Below are 24,238 nucleotides of genomic sequence, written 5' to 3'. Positions count from 1 at the left end.
AGGGGGAAAAAATAAGAATATCTTCTCTCGGAAATTGGATAATTTATTTTCTGGCAGTCCTTAAATAAAATTCCCCGTGTATAGTACAATTGTATTGTATATTGATCTCAATACGCGTTCCTGGTAAATCCCTCAGTCCTCCTCTGAGGGATTTTATTTGGCGATGAGTCGGTCAACAGTCAACCGTCAACCGTCAACAGTCAACCGTCAACAGTCAACAGTCAACCGTCAACCGTCAACCGTCAACAGCTATATCTACAGATCCATCTGTCGCAAAGGTATCTGAATCAGTAATTCTGTACCGACATTGGGGGTAGAATAACAGTCTAATTTACCGTGATGGGTTTGGGTGATGATTTGATAGCTGATTGACATCCCCATACCTGTACCTTTTCCTACTGGTTTGGTGGTAAAGAAAGGGTCAAAAATGCGTTGGCGGATGTCTTCTGTCATTCCTATGCCATTATCTGCGATCGCAATTTGCACAAACTGAGTATTAATAACTGTGGTGCGGATAGTGATTTGTCGGGAACGATGGTGAATATCTTCTAGTGCATCGATGGCGTTGGCAAAAATATTCAGTAAAGCTTGGTTGAGTTGTCCGGGATAGCACTCGACTATGGGTAAGTTACCATATTCGCGAATAATAGCGATCGCAGCAGCATCGGTTGTAGGGTTGAGACGATGTTGCAAAATTAACAAGGTACTCTCAATGCCTTCATGGATATCTACTTCCTTAATTTCGGCTTCGTCTAAGCGGGAGAAATTGCGCAGTGATTTGACAATTTCGCGAATGCGTTCGGTGCCGATTTGCATGGATGCGAGTAATTTCCGCAAATCTTCGCTGACAAAGTCTAAATCAATATCGCTAATTTTCTCTTGAATTGCGGCTGTAGCATCGGGATATTCTATTTGATATAGTTGCACTAACTCTAATAACTCTTGTGTATATTCACTGACAAAATTCACATTGCCATGAATAAAATTAACCGAATTATTGATTTCATGGGCAACTCCCGCCACCATTTGTCCCAAACTAGACATTTTTTCTGATTGAATCATCCGCGCTTGGGTTTGCTGCAATTCTTGGAGAGTATTTTTGAGTTCGGCGGTGCGTTCTTCTACTCGTTGTTCTAATTGTTCATTAGTTTGAGCTAATTTCAGAAATGATTCGTACAATTGCTGCGCCATGTGATTGAATGTCTGCGCCAAATTATTCAATTCTTGGACGTTGGAACCAGGGACAGCTTGATCGAGTTTACCATTGGCGATCGCTCTAGCGGCTTGACTCAAGCGTAAAATTGGCTGGGTAATCCACTGGGAAGTATACATTCCTAAAACAATGGCTAGCATCAAAGCCACAATACACAGCAACATAGTAGTGTGATTGTTAGCATTGATTTGTGACATAAAATCAGATTCCGGTACTACTACCACCACTAGCCAATCTAAACCGTACTTATCTCGCCAAGGTTTGATTTGCACAAACTGCTTTTGTTTATTGAAGAAGATATTAAAATCCTGCTCTTTCTGGATTGCTTGTAATGTGGGAAACTGTATTTGTAAATCTTTGCCGACAATTTGAATCAGGCGATCGGGAGCATCAAAAATACTATAGCGATCGATTTGCTCTTGTTTCCTATATAAGATGGGACGCTGACCAGAACTGCCGACTAATTTACCATTGCGTTCTATAATAAATACTTGCCCAGAAGGACTAACTTGGATTTGGCGGAGAAAATCGCTAATACTCGTCAATGTGAGATCGATACTCATCACGCCCAGTAACTTCCGGTTAGCGTCGTAAAATGGAGCCGCAGCCGAAACCGCAATGTAATATTCAATTCCCCCATCCAGAGGATTATCCGGCAATTTCAAAGTTTTTCCCTTGTCACTCACAGCAACTTTAGTAATGGGTGCGGCTTTGATTTGACTCCAGATTTGTTTTCCGGCGGCGATTGTCTCTTGATACCAAGGCTCGGTTAAGGGATTATAGTCATAGCTTTGTAAAAGTTGCGCGCGCTTACCTTGACGATCTGCAAGGTAGTCTGAGGCTCTACCTTTTCCCTGATTTTCATACAATAATAAATCAATGCCTTTCACCCAGTGCCCTGCACCGGCTTCTCTCCCATCCGTTAAAGCATAGCCAATATAGTTAAGATTTCTAAATTCTTTGGCTTGTCGCCAAAAATAACGCTCGCTACTGATGGCATCGTTGAGATTTATTTCTTGATTGGCGATCGCATCAATATTAATATTATTTAGTTGTACTGGTAAGGCTAAATAGGTATTCAACCGTTCATCAACTTGCTGTCCTGCTTTATCAATCAACTGATTTGCTAGCTCATTCACAGCTTTTTGACCATTTTTGAACGACAAATAGCCAACTAACCCCACCGCCGCAAAAATTTGTAGCACAAAGGGAACAACAAGAATCAAGCGGAGTGTTACTCGATCAGTTAACATGGGAAAGCGCAAAGGCATGGTTTCAGCAAGATGCGGGAGAATATGGCAACTTATAGTAGCTTTATAATTCCCAAATCCTCAATGGTTCTCAAATTCTCTGGCTAGCTTCCCAACCTAAAATTGCCGCTTTCCGCGCCAAACCCCAGTGATAACCGCCTAGTTCTCCCGATTCGCGAATTACACGATGACAGGGAATAATATAAGAGATGGGATTTTTCCCCACAGCATTACCCACGGCTCTCACAGCAGTTGGATGCTGGATTAATTGCGCAATATTTTGATAAGTTGTCATTCCCCCAAAGGGCACTTGTAATAATGCCCGCCAAACTTGAATCTGAAAATTAGTACCCTTGACTAATAGGGTTAATGGTTGACGCAGATTCACAGTTGAAGGATGAAAAATTTGTGCATGTAAAGGTTGAGTAGTTTGGGAATCGGGGATAATTTCGGCATTTTTCCAAGATGTGCGCAGTATTTCTGCGGGATTTTGCTCGTCTGTATCATCACAGAAAAATAGGTTACAAATCCCGCGAGGAGTTGTAGCTAATAGGGATTTACCAAATAATGTCTCATGAATGCCATAACGAATTTGTAAACCTGCTCGCCCAGTTTTAAATTCACCAGGAGACACGGCTTCTAATTTGACAAACAAATCGTGTAATCTTCCCGGACTGGATAGCCCTACATCTAAGGTTAAATCTAAAAGGCTTTTAGTTTCGCTAATTTTTGCCTTAGCATATTCCACAGTCAGATATTGTAAAAATCGTTTAGGGCTGATACCCGCCCATTGACTAAATAACCTTTGAAAATGAGATTCACTCAAACCGATTTGCTGGGCTACAGTTGCCAAATCTGGCTGCTTGAGGTGATTTTTTTGGATAAATGCGATCGCCTTAGCTATACGGCTGTAGTCTTTGCTGTCCTCAGCATTTACAATATTGGGATGTATCATATCGACTGCATCTATAAAATCTGGCGCATTTTTTACTTTACAGATGGAGTCACGGAAAAACCACCCGTTTCTTGCGCTGTCAAACATGTAACGCCGCTAGCCTATTGCAGTTAAGCGGCATTGCAAATTTTGCTGAAAACATTGATTAATCAAGTAAAATTAGCCTAAATATCGGAAAAATCTTTACAGCATCAAGTTATTTACTGAAAACATTGATTTACGAATTGTGAAGTTAATGCACGAATTGAAAACTTGATTTACAACTTGTATACTTGATTTACGAATTAGAAAACTTGATTTACAACTTGTATACTTGATTTACGAATTAGAAAACTTGATTTACAACTTGTATACTTGATTTACAAATTAGAAAACTTAATTTACAACTTGTATACTTGATTCACGAGTTTTTAAAGAGCGATCGCTTTACATTGAGCGTAAAATTCTTGTGGTGCTTCTGGAAAATATTTTAATAAAGCTGGACAAAGCCACCCTTCCATTTCCAAAGCTGCGTTATAGTACCAATTACCGCCATATTCCTCCCGTCGCCAATCAAATTTCACCTATTCCCGCAAGGAGGCTCACACTGAACCTGTACTCAGGTCAGTGTCGAGACGGCAGTTGCTACAAGTCGGGAAACCCGCCCAACGCACTGCCTCAGGAATTGCGGGTTAAAAACGAAACGTTAAGCGACTAATAACAACCGCTCTTTGTTGAGGGAGTGGGAACAGTTGAGTTTTAAACAAATAACGTCAGCACAGTTATGTAAACATCGTGATGGTAACTACTACATCCACATTCAAATTAAAGACGAAGCACCAGAACCAATCAAATCAACTAATGTAATTGGTGTTGACTTCGGAAGGCGAGACATTGCTGTAACTAGCAATGGTGATAAGTGGGATGGAAAACAAATTAACGATGTTAGAGATAAATTTTCTAGAGTAAGAAGTTCTCTCCAGCATATTGCCACGAAAGGCACAAGGTCTACTCGCCGCAGGGCAAGGCAGATTTTGAAACGGTTGTCGGGCAGGGAGAGAAGATTTCAACAGTGGCTAAACCACAACATTAGCAAGTCCATTATTCAGAACGCATTAAAAAATAATGCAGCAGTAGCAATTGAGGACTTAACAGGTATTCGTGAAAGGACTAATCAAAAACCAAGAAATCAGACAGAGCGTAGGCGTTCTAATTCTTGGTCTTTTTATCAGTTGCGTTCTTTCTTGGAATACAAAGCCATCCAATTTGGAGTAGAGATAATTGCTGTTCCTCCAGCTTGGACAAGTCAAACTTGCCATCAATGCCTGCACATTGGACTGCGTTCTGACAAGCGTTTCAAATGTACTAATGAAGCTTGTTCTTGGAGTGGTGACGCTGATTTAAACGGGGCAAAAAATATTGCTGCTATTGGGGTGAATTTTGTAAACTCGCCCAGAGGCTCGAACTGTTTGTGCTGTACTTTGTGTACGGATAGTTCAGGGCTACTAAAAGCCTACACTGACGCTTCGCGTACAGTGTAGGTAGTTTACTTGGTAACCGGGAAATGGGCGAGCGGAAAAAAGCAAGAAAGTAAAAGGTTCCAAGAATCGCGCCAAAGCTGTTAAGAAGCCGGCTAAACTACAGGCTAAAGTTGCAAACATCCGTAAGGACTCAATTCATAAATTGTCTCACTATCTAGCTAAAAACCACAGCGTTATTAAGATAGAAGATTTGCTTCTTTTAGCTTTCTTAAAGAACCATAAATTAGCTCTGGCAATTGCTGATTGCGGTATGCATGAATTTCAGCGTCAATTAGAGTACAAAACTAAGAAATTTTCCAGTAAATTGATTCTGGTTGCTCGGATGTTTCCTAGTTCTCAGATTTGCTCTAATTGCGGACAGCATCGCCATAAGATGCCATTAAAAAACCGCGTTTATGTCTGTCCTGACTGCGGTCACATTGAAGACAGAGATTTAAACGCAGCTAAAAACATAGACCGATGGTTTGAGAATATTTTTATTCCTGAAAGGTCAGAAACGGTAAGCTCTACCGGGATAGCCTGCGGAGTGGACAAACCTCTTAGGAGTCATCCTAAGATCACGATGAAACAGGAAGTTAACACCAAAATAACCAGTGTCCAGTTAAGTCTAGACTTGGGTAATTTTGGGTAGGTTTATCAAAGCGGCTATTCGACTAAACCATGCTTAATGGCAAAACGAACCAGTTCGGCTCGGTTACTGGTTGCGGTTTTTCTCAATAAGCTACTGACGTACTTTTCGACTGTACGGGCACTCAGGTGTAGCTGTTGACCCATATCGGCATTAGAAAGACCATGCGTCAACAGTTCTAGAACTTCTTGTTCTCTGGCAGTTAAAGCTGAGAGCATTTCCGATTTTTGAGTTTGAGTAATTTCTCCAGAATGAGCATCTACAGCTTTTATTTGCGGGGAATTGCTCAAATTTTCTGTATGAGAAAAGCGATACTCAGATTGAATGATTTGCGATCGCTCCAGTAAATTCCGAATAGCGGCTGCTAACTCTTCTAATTCAAAAGGTTTGGGTAAATAGAGATCGCAGCCTGACTGATAGCCCAGAATCCGTTCCTGAGTCTTGGTACGCGCTGTTAATAAAATTACAGGTAACAACCGGAACTCTGCTTTTTGCCGCACTCGCCGCACCAACTCATAACCATTCATTCTTGGCATGACAATATCGGTGACAATCAAATCAGGATGGTACTCCTCAACCATGAGTAAAGCCTCTTGACCATCATTAGCCGTAATCACTGAATAGCCAGACAGTTCAAGATAATCACTAATCGACAACCGAGTGCCCAAATCATCATCCACTACAAGGATCGTCAAGGGCATGGAAAGTACACCCCTAGCATTTTTTTTACTAACAAATTGGCTTGTTTGAGCACTATGAGCGAACACAGGCAAGAATGATGTGCTCTTATGTTTCATACTATGACAGGATTACCAGCTAATTACTGCTGTAGCACTGATTTATAAAGAAAATCTTAATTCTTTAGAAATTGTTAATAAATTTTAACGCAACTGACCATTCTACTGCTGGGCAAAGATAAATAATGTAGCACTTCATAACAAATAACCAATAAGATAGAGTAATCTTTTACCCTACTGTAAATTAAATTTACTAGATCAACAGTCTGGTGGAGAAAAAATTTGCCGGAAAATTTTTCATTGCGAGGTTGAAAAAGTTAAATTAGTAAGATAAGTCTTATCTCTAGACTAAGCATTTATATTGATTTAACACAGACTAAATCAATTTTTCTACCAACTCAAACAATTTTTTAGACACATTTTCAGTACGCACGATTTTCCATGAGCGATAAAAGTGACGGTTACAAAGTAGTTAGCGACAATCGACAAGCTCGTTATTTGTATGAAATCCTGGAGACCTACGAAGCCGGAATTCAGCTGACAGGCACAGAGGTCAAGTCAATTCGGGCTGGAAAAGTCAATCTTCAAGACGGGTACGCCTTGATTCGCAATGGCGAAGCCTGGTTAATCAACGCGCATATTTCACCGTACACTGCTAGCGGTCAATATTTTAATCACGAACCACGACGGACGCGGAAGCTTTTACTACACCGTCAGGAAATCCGCAAGCTAATTGGCAAAGTGGAACAGCAGGGTTTAACTTTAGTACCTTTAAAGATGTATTTCAAGCGCGGTCGAGTTAAGGTCAGTATTGCCCTTGGTAAAGGTAAAAAGCTCCACGATAAGCGCGAAGACCTGAAAAAACGTCAGGATAAGCGAGATATGGAACGAGCAATGAAAAATTATTAGCTGTACTTCACTATCCAAATTGTCAGTAGTAAAAAGCTACTTTTATATCTTCAGCCAGAGTGAAGTACAAGCTGAGTTTATCGCCAGAGATTGATTTTGTTCTTTCTCGAACTCGATAAAGTGGTGAGTAACTTTGGATGGGATGAGGAACTTTTACCATGACAAGCAAACTTACTAAACTGATGAGCGCTGGTGTTCTCTCGTTGAGTATGGCGGTTTTATCTTTAACTTTGCCCGTACAAGCCCAAACTACCACTACCGATCCCGGAACCGGCACTACTACCACCACTACAATTGACGATCGCAATGATTTTGATTGGGGTTGGTTGGGATTACTTGGTCTGTTAGGTCTAGCTGGTTTAACAGGTAAAAAACGTGACGATGAACCAACCCGTTATCGCGATCCCAGCACCCCAGGGACTTCAACCTACAGAGACTAAGCAATTAAGAATTTGTTGAGAGTTGATCGAGAGTTAGTTGTCAGTTTTTGATTAATAATGCTGATTTTGGATTGGCGATTCGGTAAAATTCACACATCTGTTTGGGGAAACCAATCCAAAATTATTTGACCAAAAGAGGCAAGGCTAAATTTTTTTATGGGGTTCTCCCCCGCCCCCTGCCCCTTTTCCTCTTCTTTGACCAAAAAAATGGGATACAAGCCCCGTCCTTATAGGACGGCTTGGTGTTATTATAGTATTTGATACCAGCCATTCCAGTATCAAACGTGTTGAGCTACGAGTTTAAAGTCAATCCAAAATCACAACAACTAACCGCCATTGATGAAGCAATTAGGACATCTCAGTTTGTCCGAAATAAAGTGCTGCGTTATTGGATGGATAATCGTGGTGTTGGGAAGACAGAAATGTTTAGATATAACACGTTGTTAAGGAAGGAATTTAAGTTTGTGGAGGACTTAAACTCTCATGCTTGTCAAACTGCTGTTGAGCGAGTTTTAAAAGCAGTTAACCGCTTTTACGATAACTGCAAGAAGCAAATTCCAGGCAAGAAAACGCCACTTGCTTCAAGCCGGGAAACCCGTCCAACGCAGTGGCTCGGCTATCCAAAGTTCAAGAAAAATACTCGCTCTGTTGAATATAAAGTCTCTGGATGGAAACTGTCAGAAAATAGGAAGCATATTACTTTCACAGACAACAAAGGAATAGGTACTCTGAAGCTGATAGGCACTAGAGACTTAAACTTTTATCAACTAGAGCAAATCAAGCGAGTCAGAATTGTACGCCGTGCCGATGGGTACTATGTGCAATTCTCGGTGCAATTAGACCCCAGAGATACGGTTAAGCCAATAACTCCTAGCCAAAAAGCGGTGGGTGTTGATGTGGGCATCAAGTATTTCTTGGCAGACAGTCAAGGCAATACTGAACCCAATCCACAATTCTACCGCAAGGGAGAAAAGCAACTTAATCGCTTAAATCGGCAAAAATCTAACAAGTGCAAAAAAGGCAATCCACAGTCCCGAAATTATTACAAAGCTAGGCAGCGATATGCCCGTAAACATTTAAGGGTAAGTAGGCAGCGAGAAGAGTTTGTCAAGAGAGTGGCACTCCGCTTAATCAAGTCTAACGACTTAGTAGCCTATGAAGATTTAAATGTTAAAAGCATGGTTAAAAATCGACATCTGGCTAAGTCGATAAGTGATGCAGGATGGTCAAAGTTTCGCTCTTGGCTAGATTATTTTGGTTATAAATACGGGAAGATAACCATTGCTGTTGCTCCCCATCATACCAGCCAAAATTGTTCTAACTGTGGTGAAAAAGTGCAGAAGTCTCTATCAACCAGAACTCATATTTGCAATCATTGTGGATTTGTTGCGGATAGGGACATTAATGCTGCTATCAATATCTTGCAAAAGGGATTAGGTGAGTCACTTGCGGTGGACGGGTTTCCCGGCATAAGCAAAGTGAAGAACCCGAAGGGTACCGTGGGGCACACGGGAGCTTATAAGCTTGGGGAGTTTGATCCTCTAGCTTCGTTGGAGCAATCCTGCGAAGGTAAGATTGGACTGTGAACCAAGAATCCCCGCCCTTATAGGGCGGTGGAGTGTTAAAACTAACCTATTTGAGTAATTTTAGTTTGCTGCGGCTTCGGGACTAGCTGAACTGCGGTCTAAACTCTGGTTTTGGCTTAAAGGTGTCCAATAACTAGCAATTATAGCCACTACTAACCACCAGAGACTATTTACCTCTGGACGAAACCAGACAGTATCAACAGTTCCATGGGCCAACATACCTACCATCGAAGCGATCGCACCAATTAACCATAATCCTTCTCTGTTTCCCAATTGGCGCAAGCGGCGTAATTGCATGTAACCAGTATTAAAAGTTACAACCAACAGCCATAGGAAACAGCCTAAACCAATAAAGCCAGTTTCTACAGCAATTTCTAGCAAAATCGAATAAGCACTTAAAGCACTGTAACGGGGACGCTGGTAAAGGGGATAGATTTTATTAAACGCATTGTGACCTGGCCCGATACCTAAAATCGGGCGATCGCGAATCATCTCAAATACCGCATCCCAAACATTGCGGCGAAAATTATTACTGCTGTCTTGGCGATCGGCAAAAATACTAAAAACTCGCAATCGCACAGGCTCAATAAAAATTACAGCTAGCACCAAGACCCCAATTAAACCTCCTAAAATAATTGGCAGCGACCAAGTACGCCAAAACGGAGGCATTTGCACGCTCCACCAATAAATGAGCAATGCCATTACCGTTAATATTGATACTACTAAGCCAATCCAGCCACCACGACTAAAAGTAAGGACGAGACAGGCACTATTAACTATCAATGCTGTTAATCCTAGTGCTTTCTTATACCAGCTTTGCCAAGCAACAATTGCTACTAAACTAAACACAACTGCTGGGATTAAATACCCTGCCAATAAATTGGGATTACCTAAATAACTGTAAACTCTTGTAGTTTTAGACAAAGGCGAAGTAGGGTCAACCCAAGTGGCTAAAGCATCTGCGCCAAAAAACCATTGTCGTAATCCATACACGCTGACAATGAGCGATACATGTAGATAGAGAACTATTAGCCAAGACCGCAAGCGGGAAGACCTCAACACCCTAGCACATAGAGCAAATAACAGCAAATATAGCGTTAAAGTCACTAAATCGTTCAACGCCGCCTTTTTTACAGGAGAGAATGCTGTAGCGATTGCAGCAATTGCCCAATAGGCTAATACCAGCAAGTGAATTGGGGTAAAAGATGAGCTATTGGTTGATGTGCCATCATCGGATAAAGTCAGCAACAACCAAAATCCAAAACAAGCTACCAGTAACAACCCTAATAAAGTGGTCGAAACAAACGGTGCTAGAAGATAAATTAAGCTGAGTAAAGCAGCCGCTATTGTATCTCCCCACTGGAGCAAGATACTACTTTGTCGCCAAGACGATAACAGCCCCACCAAAGCACGGTGGATGTAGCTGGTAGCAAAATAATCTTGGACTCGGAAATAAGATAACGTAAATCTTTGCCAGACTAAATTCATAAAACACGCTGTGACTGATTAGCAAGCCCTCAAAGAACTTGGACTCGATCATAATCTATGTCACCGTGTCTACAACTTTTGTTTTTTCTTGCAGATGTGAAGCAATTCTCTAGCAAAAATCACTGGGAATGGTGTAAACTAAACGATTATGGCAAATTTCGCCAACAACGAGCTAAATAGCGGGAATAACTATTTAGAGTTAATATTCTCCGCGTCTTTGCGTCTATTGATAGACGCGGAGCGATGAGTTCAAGTCTGCGAGTTGGACGATATACAAAACTTTGCGCAGATTGCGCTGCTTGTTAAAGGTGAAAGTTGGATTTACGGGAAGGTGAAAAGAAAAATTTTGGATAACTGTTTAGCAGGCTGGAATGTACTGCTTAAACATCACTAACTACTTCTGAAGAAGCTGCTATTTGCAATGGTAAAGACAACACATAACGATATCCTGATTCTGGAGAACCTTGAATAGCGATTTGTCCACCATGTAATTCAGCTAGCTGACAGCTAAGTAATAAACCTAAGCTTTCGCGAGACAAATTATTACGTGGTTGCGCCACATCCATTGCTGCATTCATCGTCATGACATCTGAGTGAGAATCGCTCAAGTGGTTGGCTGTTTCCACCACTAGAGGTAAATTGCTGACAGATTCGTGATTGTCTAAATGGAGATTATAATTTCCTGTCTCGCCGGTTAATTCCAGCAAAGACAAGGGACTGAGACGAAAATAAGGATCGACCTCAGTAATACCGTCTCCTAGCCAAGGATGTGAAACCCATACTGTAATATTGAGCATGTTTTCTTTGTAAGAAACATGAATTCGCACCACACTACCAGTAGCAGAGAGTTGAATCACGCTAAAAATTAGGTGATACAGCATTTGTCTGACTTTATCTTTATCTAAAGGACAAATGCGGCTGTGTCCTGGTTCAATAGATAGACGAATATCTTGCTCGCGACGATTGGCTGCTTCTTCTAGAGTATTGATCGCTTGTTGGCAAACCATTTCAATATCTACAGGAGCAATATTCAATTCGTTGGAACCATCATCCATTGCGCCTAGTTCAGTAATTTCATTGACTAAGGATAGTAAATATCGACCACTGTGTTGGATGATATCGAGATATTCTCTTTGCTTAGTTGTCAATGGCCCGTATATCTCTCTCCCTAAGACGCTAGCCATACCTAGTACAGAAGTTAAGGGTGTGCGTAACTCCTGAGTTAGCTGTGCTAATAGTTCCAGCTTGAGTTGTTTAGTAGAAACAGAATCTGGTTCTAAAGCAGGTGAAGTAATTTTGATTTCCGTGTTAGGGCGATCGCTAAATGGTAAACTCAGGGTGTTTTGCCCAACACTGACTTCTGACTTAGCTTTGAGCAATCGATTCCGCTCAAATTCGCTCATGCTCCAACGAGCGATGATTTGTAAAAATTCAATATCACGAGTAGTAAAATTACGGGGTACTAAATCCATTACCGCTAATGCACCTAGACAATGGCCAGAAGCATCAATTAATGGCGCTCCCAAGTAAGCACGGATGCCATAATCCTGAATTAACTTACTAGAGGCGAGTACGGGATCTGTAATTTTATGTGTATCATTTATGACTAAAACTTGAAAGCTGTCTACTACTTGGGTACAAAAAGATTCCCGGCGTAATAATTGACGGCTTTGTGCTAAATGATTCATTAGTCCCAGTCTCGATAAACCGACTGCGGACTTAAACCAATGACGTTCTTGATCGACAAATCCTAAAATGGAAATTGGTGCTTCCAAAAAATGAGCTGCAGTTTGAGTTGCTTCTTCAAAGACAGGAATTGTTTCTGATTGCCGCAAACCTAATTCGGATAAGGCTTCTAGGCGTTGTTTCTCTCTTGTTTCTTGGGAAGTCCAACCATCTTTTAGAGCAGATAATTTGTTTTCAGGCTCTACCATTGCCACCATGACCTTGATAATTGTTTGATACAGGAGTTTATATAACCACTTCTTGTGGGTTATTATTTGCTATTTTTAAGCATTCCCCAAATTCACCTCAGATAAACAAACTTCGAGCAAAATTTTTTATTTTCTTCTGTGAGTTTGTAAAGAGTATCAGTAAATATTCGAGTAAGCACTCAAAGAATCACTATTAATTTAGCTTTTACTACTAGACAGCGTTAGTTTTGGTTTTCACTTGGGTAACATAACAGCAAGGATGGAAAATAAAGTTTACCATGCTGATGTCTATTCAGACTTTTACTTTGTATATATTCAGCGCTCGTTACTGAAAATAGTTATCTATTGAGTTTCCGATGAGCATAATTGGAAATATGAATAATATTGTCGATAAAATTGTCCAAAAACTTTAAATTATTTATTTTGGCTGGGATTTTCTGCATATAAAACATAGTATTTGGCTAAAAAATTCTACAATAGCCTATCTAAAATTAGAGATTTAAGGATTTTGCACAACAAATTATCATTTCAGTACATATCTTAAATAAGAAAAATTTATTAATTTATTTCATCGTTTCTACTGAAGGAAAATCAATAGATTATGAATAAAGTAAATAAATATTTACAAGTATTTTTCTAAGGTGAGGACAAATATCCTGGCTAGAAGAATCATTATATAAATATTTAGTTAAATAGCATAATTAGTATGCTGTCAAATATAACTGATATCTCTAATGGGTAGTTTTGTCAAATAATTAAATATTTTTATAAAATATTTTAATTAATAAAAGTAAAAATTAACAATTCCTCCACAGCAGCAAGATTTTCCCGATTTAAAGATTGAAATTCCCCGGATATATAGTGATGAATAAAAGCAGTATTAAAATTCCTTTTGTTAATCTAAATTTGCAACACCAACCGATACAAATTCAGTTAGAGCAAGCAATCCAGGCTGTAGTATCTCAAGGAAATTTTATTTTAGGACAAGCAGTCGCAGATTTTGAGCGAGAATTTGCAGCTGCTTCTGGTGCAAAATATGGTATCGGCGTGGCGTCAGGAACCGATGCGATCGCACTCGGTTTACAGGCTTGTAATATTGGTAGTGGTGATGAGGTTTTATTACCCGTTAATACCTTTGTCGCCACCTTAATTGGCGTACTACAAGCTGGTGCTAAACCAATTTTTGTAGATTGCGATCGCCAAACAGCTTTAATTGATTTAGCAGCAGCAGCAAAATTAGTGACACCAAAGACTAAAGCAATTATTCCTGTACATCTATATGGTCAAATGGTATCACCCATAAAGTTGCTAGATTTTGCTCAGACATATAACCTACTAATTTTTGAAGATGCAGCACAAGCACATTTAGCAGCAAGAGAAGGATATTTTGTAGGTTCGGTGGGAATAGCAGCCGCTTTTAGTTTTTATCCCAGCAAAAATTTAGGAGGATTTGGCGATGGGGGAATGTTATTAACGCGAGATCCAGATGTAGCTCAAAAAATGGTGCGTTTGCGGAATTATGGCGCAGCGCAAAAGTATTTTCATGTTGAAGTGGGGACAAATAGTCGCTTAGATACTTTACAAGCAGCAGTATTACTAGAGAAACTACCATATTTAGCCAAATGGAATTGCGATCGCAATCATATTGCTCAACAATACGATCGAGAATTATTACCCTTAGCATCTTTTGGGATTACTCCTATAGAAAATCACAGCGATGTCGGGCATGTATATCATCTTTATGTGATTAAAATTGATGATTCTTGTACTTTCGCACGCCAGCAAATTCAAGACAAACTCGCAGAATTAGGAATTCAGACAGGAATTCATTACCCCATTCCCTGTCATCTCCAACCAGCATTTACTCATTTAGGCTATCAACCGGGAGATTTTCCCCAAGCAGAAGCATTAGCCAAGCAAATATTATCCTTACCCATGTATCCAGGTTTAAGCAGTAGTGAAATTACAGAAGTTGTAAGTGCGATCGCATCAATACTTAGTAATTCACAACAATTATTATGCCTTTAATTATTTCCTAGACACCTAAAAACCACCCACTCTTGGGTTCGGGTATTAGACTCCTTCCAAAAACAACTGTAAGGGCGGGTTCACAGATATCTTCGCTGCTTAAGGATGATTTCGCATCAACCCGCCCCTACTAACAACTGACACGCGAAGCGCAATAAATTTTGCATTGCTGAAAATTATGGCAATACAACAATATCTCAAAATTAGGAATACAGAGCAATTACTTAATCTAGCAATTTTAGGCGTTTTAATCTTACTTTATGCGCCGATATTACTACATTGGGTTGATGGTTGGTTGCATAAAAATATTAGTACAGAACACGAATATTTTAGCCACGGTTTAATCGGGCTACCTTTCGCTAGTTATCTAGTATGGCTACAACGCAAACAATGGCAAAGGCTACCAAATATCATTCATCCTCTTGGCGCTGTTTTACTATTAATTGGGGGAGTATTTTATTTAAGCGGTGTAACTGAGTGGGTTAACCTTTCCTTACCCGCTATTTTAGCCGGATTGTGTTTATGGTTCAAAGGTATCCCAGGTTTAAAATTGCAAAGATTTCCGCTATTACTAATATTTTTAGCAACCCCAACGTCATTACCTTATCTGATTGCGCCTTACACTTTACCATTGCAAAGTTTCATAGCTGGTACGGCTGGGTTTATACTCAATCAGTTTGGTATGGAAGTAAATGTTGAAGGCATAAATTTATTTGTAGGAGGAAGAATTGTAGAAGTTGCACCTTATTGTGCAGGGCTAAAAATGTTATTTACTACTCTATATGTCAGCTTAATGTTGCTTTATTGGACAGGTGCTTTATCTTCACGCCGCACAACCCAGTGGTTTTTAATCATTGCTGTTGTGATTAGTATTAGTGCCAATATTATTCGCAACACTGCATTGACATTTTTTCATGGTACAGGTCAAGAAGCCGCTTTTAAATGGTTACATGATAGTTGGGGTGGTGATTTATATTCTGCTTGTATGTTGGTTTTATTAGTGCCTTTGTTGAATAAAATTAATAGTTATTTTGCTACAGTTTCAGATATAGACTTAGAAGCAGAGACTGAAACAGAAATATAGATAAAATTTCCTCTTTTTTACTTAGTTAAGGAAATTTCAAAAAATAAATTATCCCAAATTGTAGGGGCGGGGTGATACCCATTGGTGTCAACTTAGCGTGAAATCCCCATTTCATCTAGCTCCCATGCTCTGCGTGGGAGCGAAAATCGTGAGGCTCTGCCTCAATTTATCAGCTTTCGAGGCAGAGTCTCACAATATGCATTTCCAGCCTCCGGCTGGAAACGAGATAGATAAAGGTTTTGAGCGTAAGTTAACACAGGTGGGTGATACCGCCCCTATGAGTTGCAGGGGACTTACAAAAAATAAATTATCCATATTTCGCAGTGCGAGCATCTTGCTCGCTGGTGTTCAAAAGCGAGCAAGATGCTCGCACTACAAATTTATTCGGTATTTAAAAAATTGTATGTCCCCAGGTTTAGTAAGTTAATGATTGGGATATTGTTTTTCTTTGGAAGTTACTAACTGATTTTGTAATTTTCAATTATTTCTAAGAGATACCCAACTTCTTAAAAAAGTAGGTTATCAGAGAACTATAAATTAAATAAATCAACTATAACTTATGTAAAATGACAGCCAGCGACCTACTTATTCATGCAAAATTTAAGCTTGCACAATATTATTTAAATCATCTTCAGTTGCAGTTCCCTGTATCATTTCATAGAAATATTGATTGAGTGGTTTTTCAGTGCTTACTTGTTTAAGGATAATTCTATCCTGTTTGAAATGTTCAATAACTCTTTTAGCTGTTAAATTCTCTATTGAACCATCTTGGCAAAATATTTTATCATGCTCACGGAATGATAATAAATACAACAAAGACAAAAATGCATTTTGTTTATAAGTATAATCAAAACCTGTATGTGGTTTACTAAGTAAATATTCCATAATTAAGCTAAAATGTTCTTGATAATTCAGAGAATTAACTGAAAAATCAAACTTATAATACCAAAGTAAAATACGACTATACCCCCATAAGTATTTATTTTTTTCTAGTTTATAAAAAGAATGAAACCAATTAAAATACTCATTTTGCTGTCTTAAATTTATTGCCACTTTAGCAAGCAATTGCAAATATTCATTGCCTGAAGTAAGATATTGAATTTTATTAATATTATTAAAGATTTTTATATCAAATAAATTTTCTTTTAAAATATTTTCTGAGAAATAATAAAATTTACCGATGAAAATAACTGCTGTATTTAGACAATTTTTTTGTATGGTATTCAATTGTGTATAATTGGACAAATTTATCAATTCAATTATTAAATCAACTATTCTATGAAGTTTAGTATTTTTTATATCTTCTTTCAGTTCACTAACAACTGACTGATTGGATACAGTATTAATTAATTGCAGTGCATATAATCCAGCACTATTCTTATTAATTATTCTAGATGCTTTGCTAAGTAGATCATTTAAATTTATAAAACTTGCTCTCTCAAAGCGTACTCTTGAAAGAGTATCTAACTCTTTTGAGAGATTTAGTAAAGCCATTTTAAATTCTATAAAATCTTGATATTTTTGTAATCTATCAATTTGATTTAAAGATTCTTGCTGACGAGTGCTAGTGATTTTTGCAAGTGGAATATAGCTATAGGATGTTTGTATTCTATCTGCCAGAAAAGTATTGATATTATTATATTTACCATCTATATCTGTAACTTTAAGTTCAGGAAAAGAACCAGGTTGCAGATGAAACTCTATACCTATGCGGACATCCTCAGTACCTTCATAGTCTTTAATTTCAATTTTATAGTCTTGTGGTATCCTATATTTACAGTAATCCTCACCATTTACCTTAATAGGTAAATTAGCTATTTTATTTTTGATGCGGAAAAAATTCTGATCTAAACTGGGAATATTACCGATTAAAACTTTGCGATCGCCTTCATAAGAAATAGCATCTTCTGGATTAGATAATTGAATCCATTGTCTTGATACTCTCCCTTGATCATCTGGAATACCGATGGCGAATTCTATTTGATCGAGATAAATCCCAAAAAGCGGGAAATTATACTGAATTTTTTCTTCCCATATTTGATGAAACTGTAGAGATAGGGGGTTAAGACAGATAAATTCTGGTAGTAGTTGCTGGATATGTGCAAAAATATTGTATTGTGTGACTAATGCAAATTGATATTGCGGATGCTGACTAGCAAGTTGTCTGAGATATTGAATATTGATTGTATTGGATACAATATTTGCGATCGCACCTATTGATAAAGTTACATTTTTATAAAAAATATGTTGATTATATAAAATCTCTGTAACAAAATTTATAGTTTTTTCATTTATATAAAGCTGGATAATCTTAAAAATAGAAATTTTCTGTAAATAATTATTTAGGTGATTAACCGTATCAATATTATCAGCTAATACAGGAAAGTTATCTTTTAGAATTTTTACTGCTAAACTTATACAAATGCTTTGATATGTTTCTTGACCATTGTAGGCTGAATCAAGAATTATGGCGTTTTGAGTTTGAAGAATTGGAACTTGATAAGGGCTATTATCGGGACAAAATAAATCAACGGGAATTAGTTTAAGGATACCAAAATTATCTAGCTCAACAAAAATTAAAGATTTATTTATTTGCTGATGGCTAATTTGAGAATAATAATTCCAGTAATGATAAGCGCTACTGTATAAATAACCGTCTCGATGTTCTAAAAAATTACTCATACTCAGCGTCATCAAATCCACTGTATCTCGGATAATGAATAAGCGCTGTTTTTCTGCTTGAGTTAGTTCTGTACCTACCAAGAAGTAATCTATGTTATTGCGGTTGATTGTCAACTCTTGGGGATAATTTGCATTGATTATTTCTTCTTGAATATAGGGATGATTGAAATATTTTTGTAATAATTTTTTGTATTCTCTGGGTAAATCTTCAGGTGAGGGAACTAATGGCTGAAGTGGCTCATCAAATAGTTGAGAATATTGGCAACATTCAATGTAAGATTCTAAATTTAATAATCTAGTCATAAATTAAATATTTAATGAGTTAAGATTTTTAATTAGTTGATCAATTTCTTGTTTATTATTAGTCTTATACATCAAATCATGTAGTGACAATGCCCTACTACTAAAATTAAAATTAACTCCGCCAATATAAGCGACTTGATTACCTAAAAGAGTAATTTTGGCATGAAGTCTATTGGTTCTGCGTACATTAAATCCTGGTTGATTAACGGGAATTTGCGAATCAACAAATATGTGTGTGTCTAATAAATTTAGATATGCTGCTATTTCTGGAGATGGTTGGAAGCTGCGACTGTAAATTTTTACCTTTCCCTGAAAATGGCTCAGTTGTTGTATTAAATCTTTTTGGTATTGGCGTGGTGTTAATAAATTAGGATCATGCTCATATCTGTCATCAGCATAACGATTTATAGAACGGAGACGAAAACCATCATAGCTCGTATCTGGTATGACTTCATCTCGGCTACGTTTGTACCAAAATTTGCGAAATAAATTAATTAATTGTTCGTGATTAGCATAATTACGAGTGACTACACCTGCTTCAATATTAAAATCTAAGCTTCCTCTCGTGATATTTGCAGAACCTAAATAAGCATATTGTTCAGAAATATAGGTTTTTAAATGAAACGCGCCACTACGAATGCGAACATTATCACGTAATAGTTTTCTTAAACACCTCTTTTTTAGCTCATCAGAATATTGATAAATTTCTGGTACAGATACATTAATTGATGTTTCAGTATCAATTCTATCAAGGACTTCATTCCTCAAGTCAGTTAAAATCCAAACTCCTAAAGGTAACTCGCGTGATTTTTTGCAAATTAATTCTGTTAAATTTTCATCTTCAATGATGTAACTGGAAATTAATAAGAATTGACGGGCGGTAGAAATAATTGTGTTTAACGCAGAACGACTATTATCTCTACCAATTATCAATCTAAATCCTGGAGATAAAGATGGATCGTGACTAATTTCATCGGATAGGTTGACAATTGGTACTTGATTATATTGATGTTGATAATTTTGAATAAGTAATTGGACAGGTTGTGATAAATCCGTGGATTCGCTTACATATAATCGCAGATATGTAATTGCTTCTCTTAACTCTAAAGATAAATCCTCTTGTGTAATCCATATTTTTAGCTCAGGATATTCAGGATGGAGAATAGAAAAGTTATTGAAATCTAGAGACTGTAAAGCTAAATGTATTTTATTAATATCTGGTAAATCATGCCAAAAATTTACAGCAGATTGCCAAATAGTTTCAATAAAAGTATCAGATAAGTCTGGATAATAAGGGTTTTCTAAGGTAAAAGTATAAATTCCTGTTTGCACTGAATTGTTACCTATCCAGACAGGAATTTGTGGATTGTCTGGGGTAAGATTTAATTTGGCTATGGGGGAAATAAATTGATAACGGTATGTGTTTGCAACCTGTGTTTCTAATTGAGATTTTATTGGGTGAAGAAGTTGCAAGGATGATACTTGATATAGTTGATTTTCTGTTGCTACTCCCTGCGCTTGTTTTAACAAGTTAATTAAAACAGGTTCTGGAATAAAATTTAATCCAAAAGATTGACGTAAGATTTGCGGGGTGCGCGTGCGGTTTTGTGTTGCTACTGCTTGTATTTCTCGGATGATATCGACTAGTGAAACAGGAATTGAGTCTGTACCAGTCAACTGAATGCGATGAAATTCACCTTGGAGTTGGTACTGAAGTTTCATGATAAAACCACTCCGCGTTCTTTGTATAGTTCTGGTTGCGATAATAAAGTTCTTAGTGGTGAACCGAGTTGTCTCCAGAAATCGAAATCACCAAATAAAATTAGATAGTCTTGTCCTCTGGATAAAGCTATATTGATATCAGATGAAGTCAAATTTTCGAGACTTTCTGGAAAATTTATAATCACGATCGCACGTTCTATTCCTGCCCATTCTCCTACTGTACCAATAAATAGTTCTGTAAAGTCTGTGGGAGAGTTAGCTGTTAGCCAATCTCGCGCTTGAGTGCAAAATGTAACGATACCAATTTGAGAACTGAGTTGCGAATTTAAGGTTTGGATAAATTGAATAATTTTCTCACCTGCTTTTTGATTGGGAACATCTTGCCAAATTAATCTATTTGTTAATTGTGGAATATGATAATATTGGCGGGAATATTTTGTGTGAATCCAGCGATCGCAGATGACTGGCTCAACAATTTTAAATATTTCTGGATGAATTCGATATTGTTCTGTTAACTGATAGCGGTAGCTTGGAAGCAAGTGCTGATTTAGGTAGTGAAAACTTTGGGTAAATCTGCTAAAAAATGATTTACCTGCATTAGATGAACGATGATTTTTGGTTTTTATATTGCCAAACAAAATGAGTTTATTAGCTAAACCAGATAGTAAAATTAATTCTATCCTACTTAGATATTCTGCTTCCTCCACAATTACTAAATCAAAGTTATTGTGCCATAAGGATTGATGTTGAATTTGCATAAATTCAGCAACAGTACCTACAATTGGTATCTGGGGACTTTCACTGATTTGTGAAACAAGTTCTGTAACTCCCTGTAAAGATAAATTTGCATAAAGTTGACTTAGTTTTAATTGCTGTTGTAATAATGGTTCTAATTGTTTGAGGCGATAAGCTAGCAGTTTAACTCTGTCATTTGTTAAATCAGGAAATTCTGGCTGTAACTGTTCAGTCAGTTGTGCTTGTGGAGTATTTTTAATAATGGGTAACCAATTTTCTAATTTTGCTGTTGTTCTGAGTTTTACTAATTCTCTATCTGGTAACAGATGTAATGGTAAGTAATCCATCTGTGGCTGAGATAAATGTTGAGAATATAGTTGTTCAATTACCCAACTCTGATAATCTTGCTGCTGATTTAGCCAGAAAGGATAACCTGGTAAATTGCGATAGGCGTTAAGAGTAGAATGGTGATGAGTTAAAAGTAAAATTCGTTTTGAAAAGTTAATTGCAGTATGGGCTAGAGTTTGAGCAATGCGAGTTTTACCTGTAGCTGGGGAACCAACAATTAATGCGATCGCACTATTTGATAAAGCCATTTCTAAGGCTAAAGTTTGATTAGCACTTAGAGGAATATTGGAGTTAATCGCTGGAAAATTTAACTGCGATCGCTCTTTTAAATAAACCGCACCATGACAAATTGTCTGGATAATTAATTGCGTTGGTAAAGTGGGGTAATTATGTAGCTGTACTAATCTCTCCCATTGTGCTTGTGCAATTTCTGGTGTTTGATTAGATTGATAAATTAGTTGCTGTAATTCTCCCCAAAATTCTCGCTCATTCATACCGGAAACTCTAGCGCTCTTTGAATTAGATGTGTTATTAGCACAAAAATTTGTGAAAACCCATGTGTTGTGATGATATCTGGTAATTGAACTACTGTCAGCTTGCTGTTAGTATATGACTGTATAATTCCGTTTGGAGAAAATTGATTTGGCGGTACTTGTAAATAAAATATCCAGGCTTTTTTAATACTATGGACATTCATTAAATTGTTTAAATATTGATTGATTTGAGTGAGTGCGTTATTACTTGGGCGATACCAAAATACCCAAATTGGAAAAACTAATTGCTGAAATTCTAATTGCGCTGAGTCTAATTGATGAATGTCTACAGTGAGTAGTAAATCACTTGAAAATTCCTCAGATGTTTTTTTCAAACTAAAGACGTAAACTTGATTTTTCAGAAATACTTTAACGGCTAGATTTTCTCGTTTATCAATATAGCGCCCTTGTTCAGGAACACTAGTACCAGTAATCTTAAGGTTAGCAGCGAAACCTATGTTTTGAAAACGTAATAGGGCTGCGGTTAATAAAACATAGATAGAATCAGCAAGTAAATAATTACGAAATGACCATAAACGCTCTTTTTCGTACTTTTTTTGAATGTATTCTAAGTAAGCTTGATAAAAGCTTCTATATATAGGGTTTTGTTGTAAGACATAGTTAGGTTTAGTAAATTGATATCGCCTATCTTGTATATCTTGAACTACTGGCTGTTGTTTGAATAAATCAATTGTTAAACTAAATTTGCGGATTTCTTCGAGATATTGACTTGCACCACTCCGTTGATATTGGTAACAATTAAAATATAAAATTTGGCTAAAATAAACCAAAAATTTATTTTCTGCCGTGTTAAAATCTTGATATCTTTGAATGCCCATTAACTGTTGTTTGGCTCCCGCCTTTTCTGCTGGAGTTGAACCAGGACGGCGGATATAGTCTCTCAAACAATAGCTATCCATTTCTTGAATTCTACCCAAAGGTATGAGTTCTGCTTGTCTTCTGAGTTGGTGACGAAGATGAGAGGCGATCGCTTCTAATTTGCGCCGGAGTTGATAACGGCGTTCTAAGCTAATTACTATAGGTATATTCGCCTCATCAACATTAAATTGATTTAACTTTTGTTGTAATTGGCTAACGAGAATTGTCGGCTGTCTACTTTGATGATTATCAAATATATTGGTAAAATTTCCCACTAAAATTCGGATGAGAAAAGACGTTGTATTGTCTAAACGTTGTTCTAAGATATTTTCCCATTCTGTAATTTCTTGTGTATCTTTGATAGTCTCAATATCTAGAACTTCATCAGTGATATGTAGATGATATATGTGTCCAGAAATTTTTACAGGAAAAACATACTCTAACTGCTGCGGATGTTGACTGATATCTGTTGGTTTTAGATAGGGGAAAGCAATTTCATAGACTCTATCAGCAATCGGAATTAAAAAAGATGATGCGGATAATTCCTCTTTTGGATCTAGTGCAATTATTGGGCGATCGCGTGGGTGTAATAGAGTCCCTATAGGTACAGGAGACTCATTTAAATAAGCAAATAAGCTAGGATAGAGTCTCATTTTACTGCTTCATCTTGATACACTAAACCCTGCCATTGAAATTGTCCGTAACGCCCTGCACGGGCTTTTTCAAATGCTACAATCAACGGTTGATCGTTAATTTCTGCAATAATGTTTTTTAATTGATCCAATTCCTCTGCAAACTCATCAATCATCACTCCTCGTAGTTTTGGTAGCAGTTTTTGTCCAAACTGATCTGCAATAGCAAACTTAAAAGCTGCTGAATTAGTGTTGTCAACTCCTGGATAGTTCACCACATACTGAGTAATTGCTTGATAAACACGATGAGCAAAAGGATGTCCCATTTTTTCCATTACTTGATTTGCTCGATCGAGATAAGATTTTACTTTCTCTACAACTTGAGAATGAGGATCTGGTGTTTTCACCCAAGCCCTAAAATCAGAGTAAGCTAAATATCCTGAAGGTCTAGGGACTTCCAGAGAATAAAATATACAACTTATAAGAATGATAATCATTCTGGTGGGGAAGGAAGAGGTTGCCAACGGCAACCTCTTCCTTCCCTTTTTGTAGTAAATTCAATGATGATTCGATTTTTGAATGTACATAGGTGTCAATGGAATTAACAGATTCATTGAAAAACTTGTTGAAGG

General features: G+C 37.6%; 18 protein-coding genes and 2 pseudogenes. 8 read left to right on the top strand and 12 right to left on the bottom strand.

Features of this window, described 5'->3' with window-relative positions:
- Positions 1–163: 163 nt before the first annotated feature.
- Complete coding sequence (locus H6G08_RS38265) at positions 164–286, top strand: hypothetical protein (RefSeq protein WP_277877816.1); 123 nt, start codon at positions 164–166, stop codon at positions 284–286.
- On the opposite strand, the gene H6G08_RS23275 is transcribed toward H6G08_RS38265, so the two are convergent.
- The 3 genes from H6G08_RS23275 to H6G08_RS23265 form a co-directional block, all read right to left on the bottom strand.
- Positions 256–2,466, bottom strand: a complete 2,211-nt coding sequence (locus H6G08_RS23275) for a sensor histidine kinase (RefSeq protein WP_242046249.1) — start codon at positions 2,464–2,466, stop codon at positions 256–258. The two genes, H6G08_RS38265 and H6G08_RS23275, sit on opposite strands and share 31 nt — an antisense overlap.
- 88 nt (positions 2,467–2,554) lie before the next feature.
- Positions 2,555–3,505: a methylated-DNA--[protein]-cysteine S-methyltransferase gene (locus H6G08_RS23270; protein ID WP_242046248.1), complete on the bottom strand. Its 951-nt coding sequence runs from the start codon at positions 3,503–3,505 to the stop codon at positions 2,555–2,557.
- A 323-nt stretch (positions 3,506–3,828) separates the two neighbouring features.
- Positions 3,829–3,981 (bottom strand): DUF6717 family protein, encoded by a 153-nt coding sequence (locus H6G08_RS23265; protein WP_190547207.1) that lies wholly within the window; start codon positions 3,979–3,981, stop codon positions 3,829–3,831.
- A gap of 183 nt (positions 3,982–4,164) precedes the next feature.
- Here H6G08_RS23265 and H6G08_RS23260 point away from each other — a divergent pair.
- Positions 4,165–4,938: pseudogene (locus H6G08_RS23260) on the top strand (RNA-guided endonuclease InsQ/TnpB family protein); the annotation flags it as partial.
- A gap of 43 nt (positions 4,939–4,981) precedes the next feature.
- Positions 4,982–5,569: pseudogene (locus H6G08_RS23255) on the top strand (RNA-guided endonuclease InsQ/TnpB family protein); the annotation flags it as partial.
- Between the two features lie 14 nt (positions 5,570–5,583).
- On the opposite strand, the gene H6G08_RS23250 reads toward H6G08_RS23255, so the two are convergent.
- Positions 5,584–6,267, bottom strand: a complete 684-nt coding sequence (locus H6G08_RS23250; RefSeq protein WP_190547206.1) for a response regulator transcription factor — start codon at positions 6,265–6,267, stop codon at positions 5,584–5,586.
- A 477-nt stretch (positions 6,268–6,744) separates the two neighbouring features.
- On the opposite strand from H6G08_RS23250, the gene smpB reads away from it, so the two are divergent.
- On the top strand, positions 6,745–7,212 hold the full coding sequence (smpB, locus tag H6G08_RS23245; RefSeq protein ID WP_096646403.1) for an SsrA-binding protein SmpB: 468 nt from the start codon (positions 6,745–6,747) through the stop codon (positions 7,210–7,212).
- 22 nt (positions 7,213–7,234) lie between these two features.
- Here the strand turns inward: smpB and H6G08_RS23240 are convergent, their stop codons facing one another.
- Complete coding sequence (locus tag H6G08_RS23240) at positions 7,235–7,372, bottom strand: hypothetical protein (RefSeq protein ID WP_190547204.1); 138 nt, start codon at positions 7,370–7,372, stop codon at positions 7,235–7,237.
- Between H6G08_RS23240 and H6G08_RS23235 the strand changes: the two genes are divergently transcribed.
- Positions 7,371–7,652 (top strand): WGxxGxxG family protein, encoded by a 282-nt coding sequence (locus H6G08_RS23235; RefSeq protein WP_190547202.1) that lies wholly within the window; start codon positions 7,371–7,373, stop codon positions 7,650–7,652. The two genes, H6G08_RS23240 and H6G08_RS23235, sit on opposite strands and share 2 nt — an antisense overlap.
- A 284-nt stretch (positions 7,653–7,936) precedes the next feature.
- The gene (locus H6G08_RS23230) at positions 7,937–9,238 is read left to right on the top strand and encodes an RNA-guided endonuclease InsQ/TnpB family protein (RefSeq protein WP_190547200.1); all 1,302 of its coding nucleotides are present in this window, start codon (positions 7,937–7,939) and stop codon (positions 9,236–9,238) included.
- Positions 9,239–9,298: 60 nt separating this feature from the next.
- Here H6G08_RS23230 and H6G08_RS23225 read toward each other — a convergent pair whose 3' ends face one another.
- Positions 9,299–10,726 carry an IctB family putative bicarbonate transporter gene (locus H6G08_RS23225; RefSeq protein WP_190547198.1) on the bottom strand — a complete coding sequence of 476 codons (1,428 nt, stop codon included), beginning with the start codon at positions 10,724–10,726 and terminating at the stop codon, positions 9,299–9,301.
- Between the two features lie 380 nt (positions 10,727–11,106).
- On the bottom strand, positions 11,107–12,660 hold the full coding sequence (locus tag H6G08_RS23220; RefSeq protein WP_190547196.1) for a GAF domain-containing sensor histidine kinase: 1,554 nt from the start codon (positions 12,658–12,660) through the stop codon (positions 11,107–11,109).
- Between the two features lie 864 nt (positions 12,661–13,524).
- On the opposite strand from H6G08_RS23220, the gene H6G08_RS23215 reads away from it, so the two are divergent.
- Complete coding sequence (locus H6G08_RS23215) at positions 13,525–14,688, top strand: DegT/DnrJ/EryC1/StrS family aminotransferase (protein WP_190547194.1); 1,164 nt, start codon at positions 13,525–13,527, stop codon at positions 14,686–14,688.
- A gap of 178 nt (positions 14,689–14,866) precedes the next feature.
- Entirely contained in the window at positions 14,867–15,772 is a 906-nt protein-coding gene (crtB, locus tag H6G08_RS23210; protein WP_190547192.1) for a cyanoexosortase B, read from the top strand.
- Between the two features lie 600 nt (positions 15,773–16,372).
- On the opposite strand, the gene H6G08_RS23205 is transcribed toward crtB, so the two are convergent.
- Genes H6G08_RS23205 through H6G08_RS23185 form a run of 5 tightly spaced genes read right to left on the bottom strand, consistent with a single transcriptional unit; the run spans position 16,373 to position 24,130 of the window.
- Positions 16,373–18,757, bottom strand: coding sequence for a hypothetical protein (locus H6G08_RS23205; protein WP_190547190.1), 2,385 nt, complete (start codon positions 18,755–18,757; stop codon positions 16,373–16,375).
- A 3-nt stretch (positions 18,758–18,760) separates the two neighbouring features.
- The gene (locus tag H6G08_RS23200; RefSeq protein ID WP_190547187.1) at positions 18,761–20,479 is read right to left on the bottom strand and encodes a phospholipase D-like domain-containing protein; all 1,719 of its coding nucleotides are present in this window, start codon (positions 20,477–20,479) and stop codon (positions 18,761–18,763) included.
- Positions 20,476–22,056, bottom strand: a complete 1,581-nt coding sequence (locus H6G08_RS23195; protein WP_190547186.1) for a hypothetical protein — start codon at positions 22,054–22,056, stop codon at positions 20,476–20,478. Before H6G08_RS23195 ends, H6G08_RS23200 begins: the two co-directional genes overlap by 4 nt.
- Positions 22,053–23,627 carry a DUF2357 domain-containing protein gene (locus H6G08_RS23190; protein WP_190547184.1) on the bottom strand — a complete coding sequence of 525 codons (1,575 nt, stop codon included), beginning with the start codon at positions 23,625–23,627 and terminating at the stop codon, positions 22,053–22,055. The genes H6G08_RS23195 and H6G08_RS23190 overlap by 4 nt, the downstream gene beginning before the upstream one ends.
- Positions 23,624–24,130 (bottom strand): DUF8727 domain-containing protein, encoded by a 507-nt coding sequence (locus tag H6G08_RS23185; protein ID WP_190547181.1) that lies wholly within the window; start codon positions 24,128–24,130, stop codon positions 23,624–23,626. Before H6G08_RS23185 ends, H6G08_RS23190 begins: the two co-directional genes overlap by 4 nt.
- Positions 24,131–24,238: the final 108 nt, after the last annotated feature.

It is taken from the genome of Calothrix anomala FACHB-343 (genome assembly GCF_014696435.1).
GTDB lineage: Bacteria > Cyanobacteriota > Cyanobacteriia > Cyanobacteriales > Nostocaceae > Aulosira > Aulosira anomala_A.
This window is presented reverse-complemented; position numbering and strand designations above follow the sequence as displayed.

Coding starts and splice junctions, on each gene's coding strand:
- H6G08_RS38265 (WP_277877816.1), top strand. CDS start 164: ATGAGTCGGTCAACAGTCAACCGTCAACCGTCAACAGTCAACCGTCAA.
- H6G08_RS23275 (WP_242046249.1), bottom strand. CDS start 2,466: ATGTTAACTGATCGAGTAACACTCCGCTTGATTCTTGTTGTTCCCTTT.
- H6G08_RS23270 (WP_242046248.1), bottom strand. CDS start 3,505: ATGTTTGACAGCGCAAGAAACGGGTGGTTTTTCCGTGACTCCATCTGT.
- H6G08_RS23250 (WP_190547206.1), bottom strand. CDS start 6,267: ATGCCCTTGACGATCCTTGTAGTGGATGATGATTTGGGCACTCGGTTG.
- smpB (WP_096646403.1), top strand. CDS start 6,745: ATGAGCGATAAAAGTGACGGTTACAAAGTAGTTAGCGACAATCGACAA.
- H6G08_RS23235 (WP_190547202.1), top strand. CDS start 7,371: ATGACAAGCAAACTTACTAAACTGATGAGCGCTGGTGTTCTCTCGTTG.
- H6G08_RS23240 (WP_190547204.1), bottom strand. CDS start 7,372: ATGGTAAAAGTTCCTCATCCCATCCAAAGTTACTCACCACTTTATCGA.
- H6G08_RS23225 (WP_190547198.1), bottom strand. CDS start 10,726: ATGAATTTAGTCTGGCAAAGATTTACGTTATCTTATTTCCGAGTCCAA.
- H6G08_RS23220 (WP_190547196.1), bottom strand. CDS start 12,660: ATGGTAGAGCCTGAAAACAAATTATCTGCTCTAAAAGATGGTTGGACT.
- H6G08_RS23215 (WP_190547194.1), top strand. CDS start 13,525: ATGAATAAAAGCAGTATTAAAATTCCTTTTGTTAATCTAAATTTGCAA.
- crtB (WP_190547192.1), top strand. CDS start 14,867: ATGGCAATACAACAATATCTCAAAATTAGGAATACAGAGCAATTACTT.
- H6G08_RS23205 (WP_190547190.1), bottom strand. CDS start 18,757: ATGACTAGATTATTAAATTTAGAATCTTACATTGAATGTTGCCAATAT.
- H6G08_RS23200 (WP_190547187.1), bottom strand. CDS start 20,479: ATGAAACTTCAGTACCAACTCCAAGGTGAATTTCATCGCATTCAGTTG.
- H6G08_RS23195 (WP_190547186.1), bottom strand. CDS start 22,056: ATGAATGAGCGAGAATTTTGGGGAGAATTACAGCAACTAATTTATCAA.
- H6G08_RS23190 (WP_190547184.1), bottom strand. CDS start 23,627: ATGAGACTCTATCCTAGCTTATTTGCTTATTTAAATGAGTCTCCTGTA.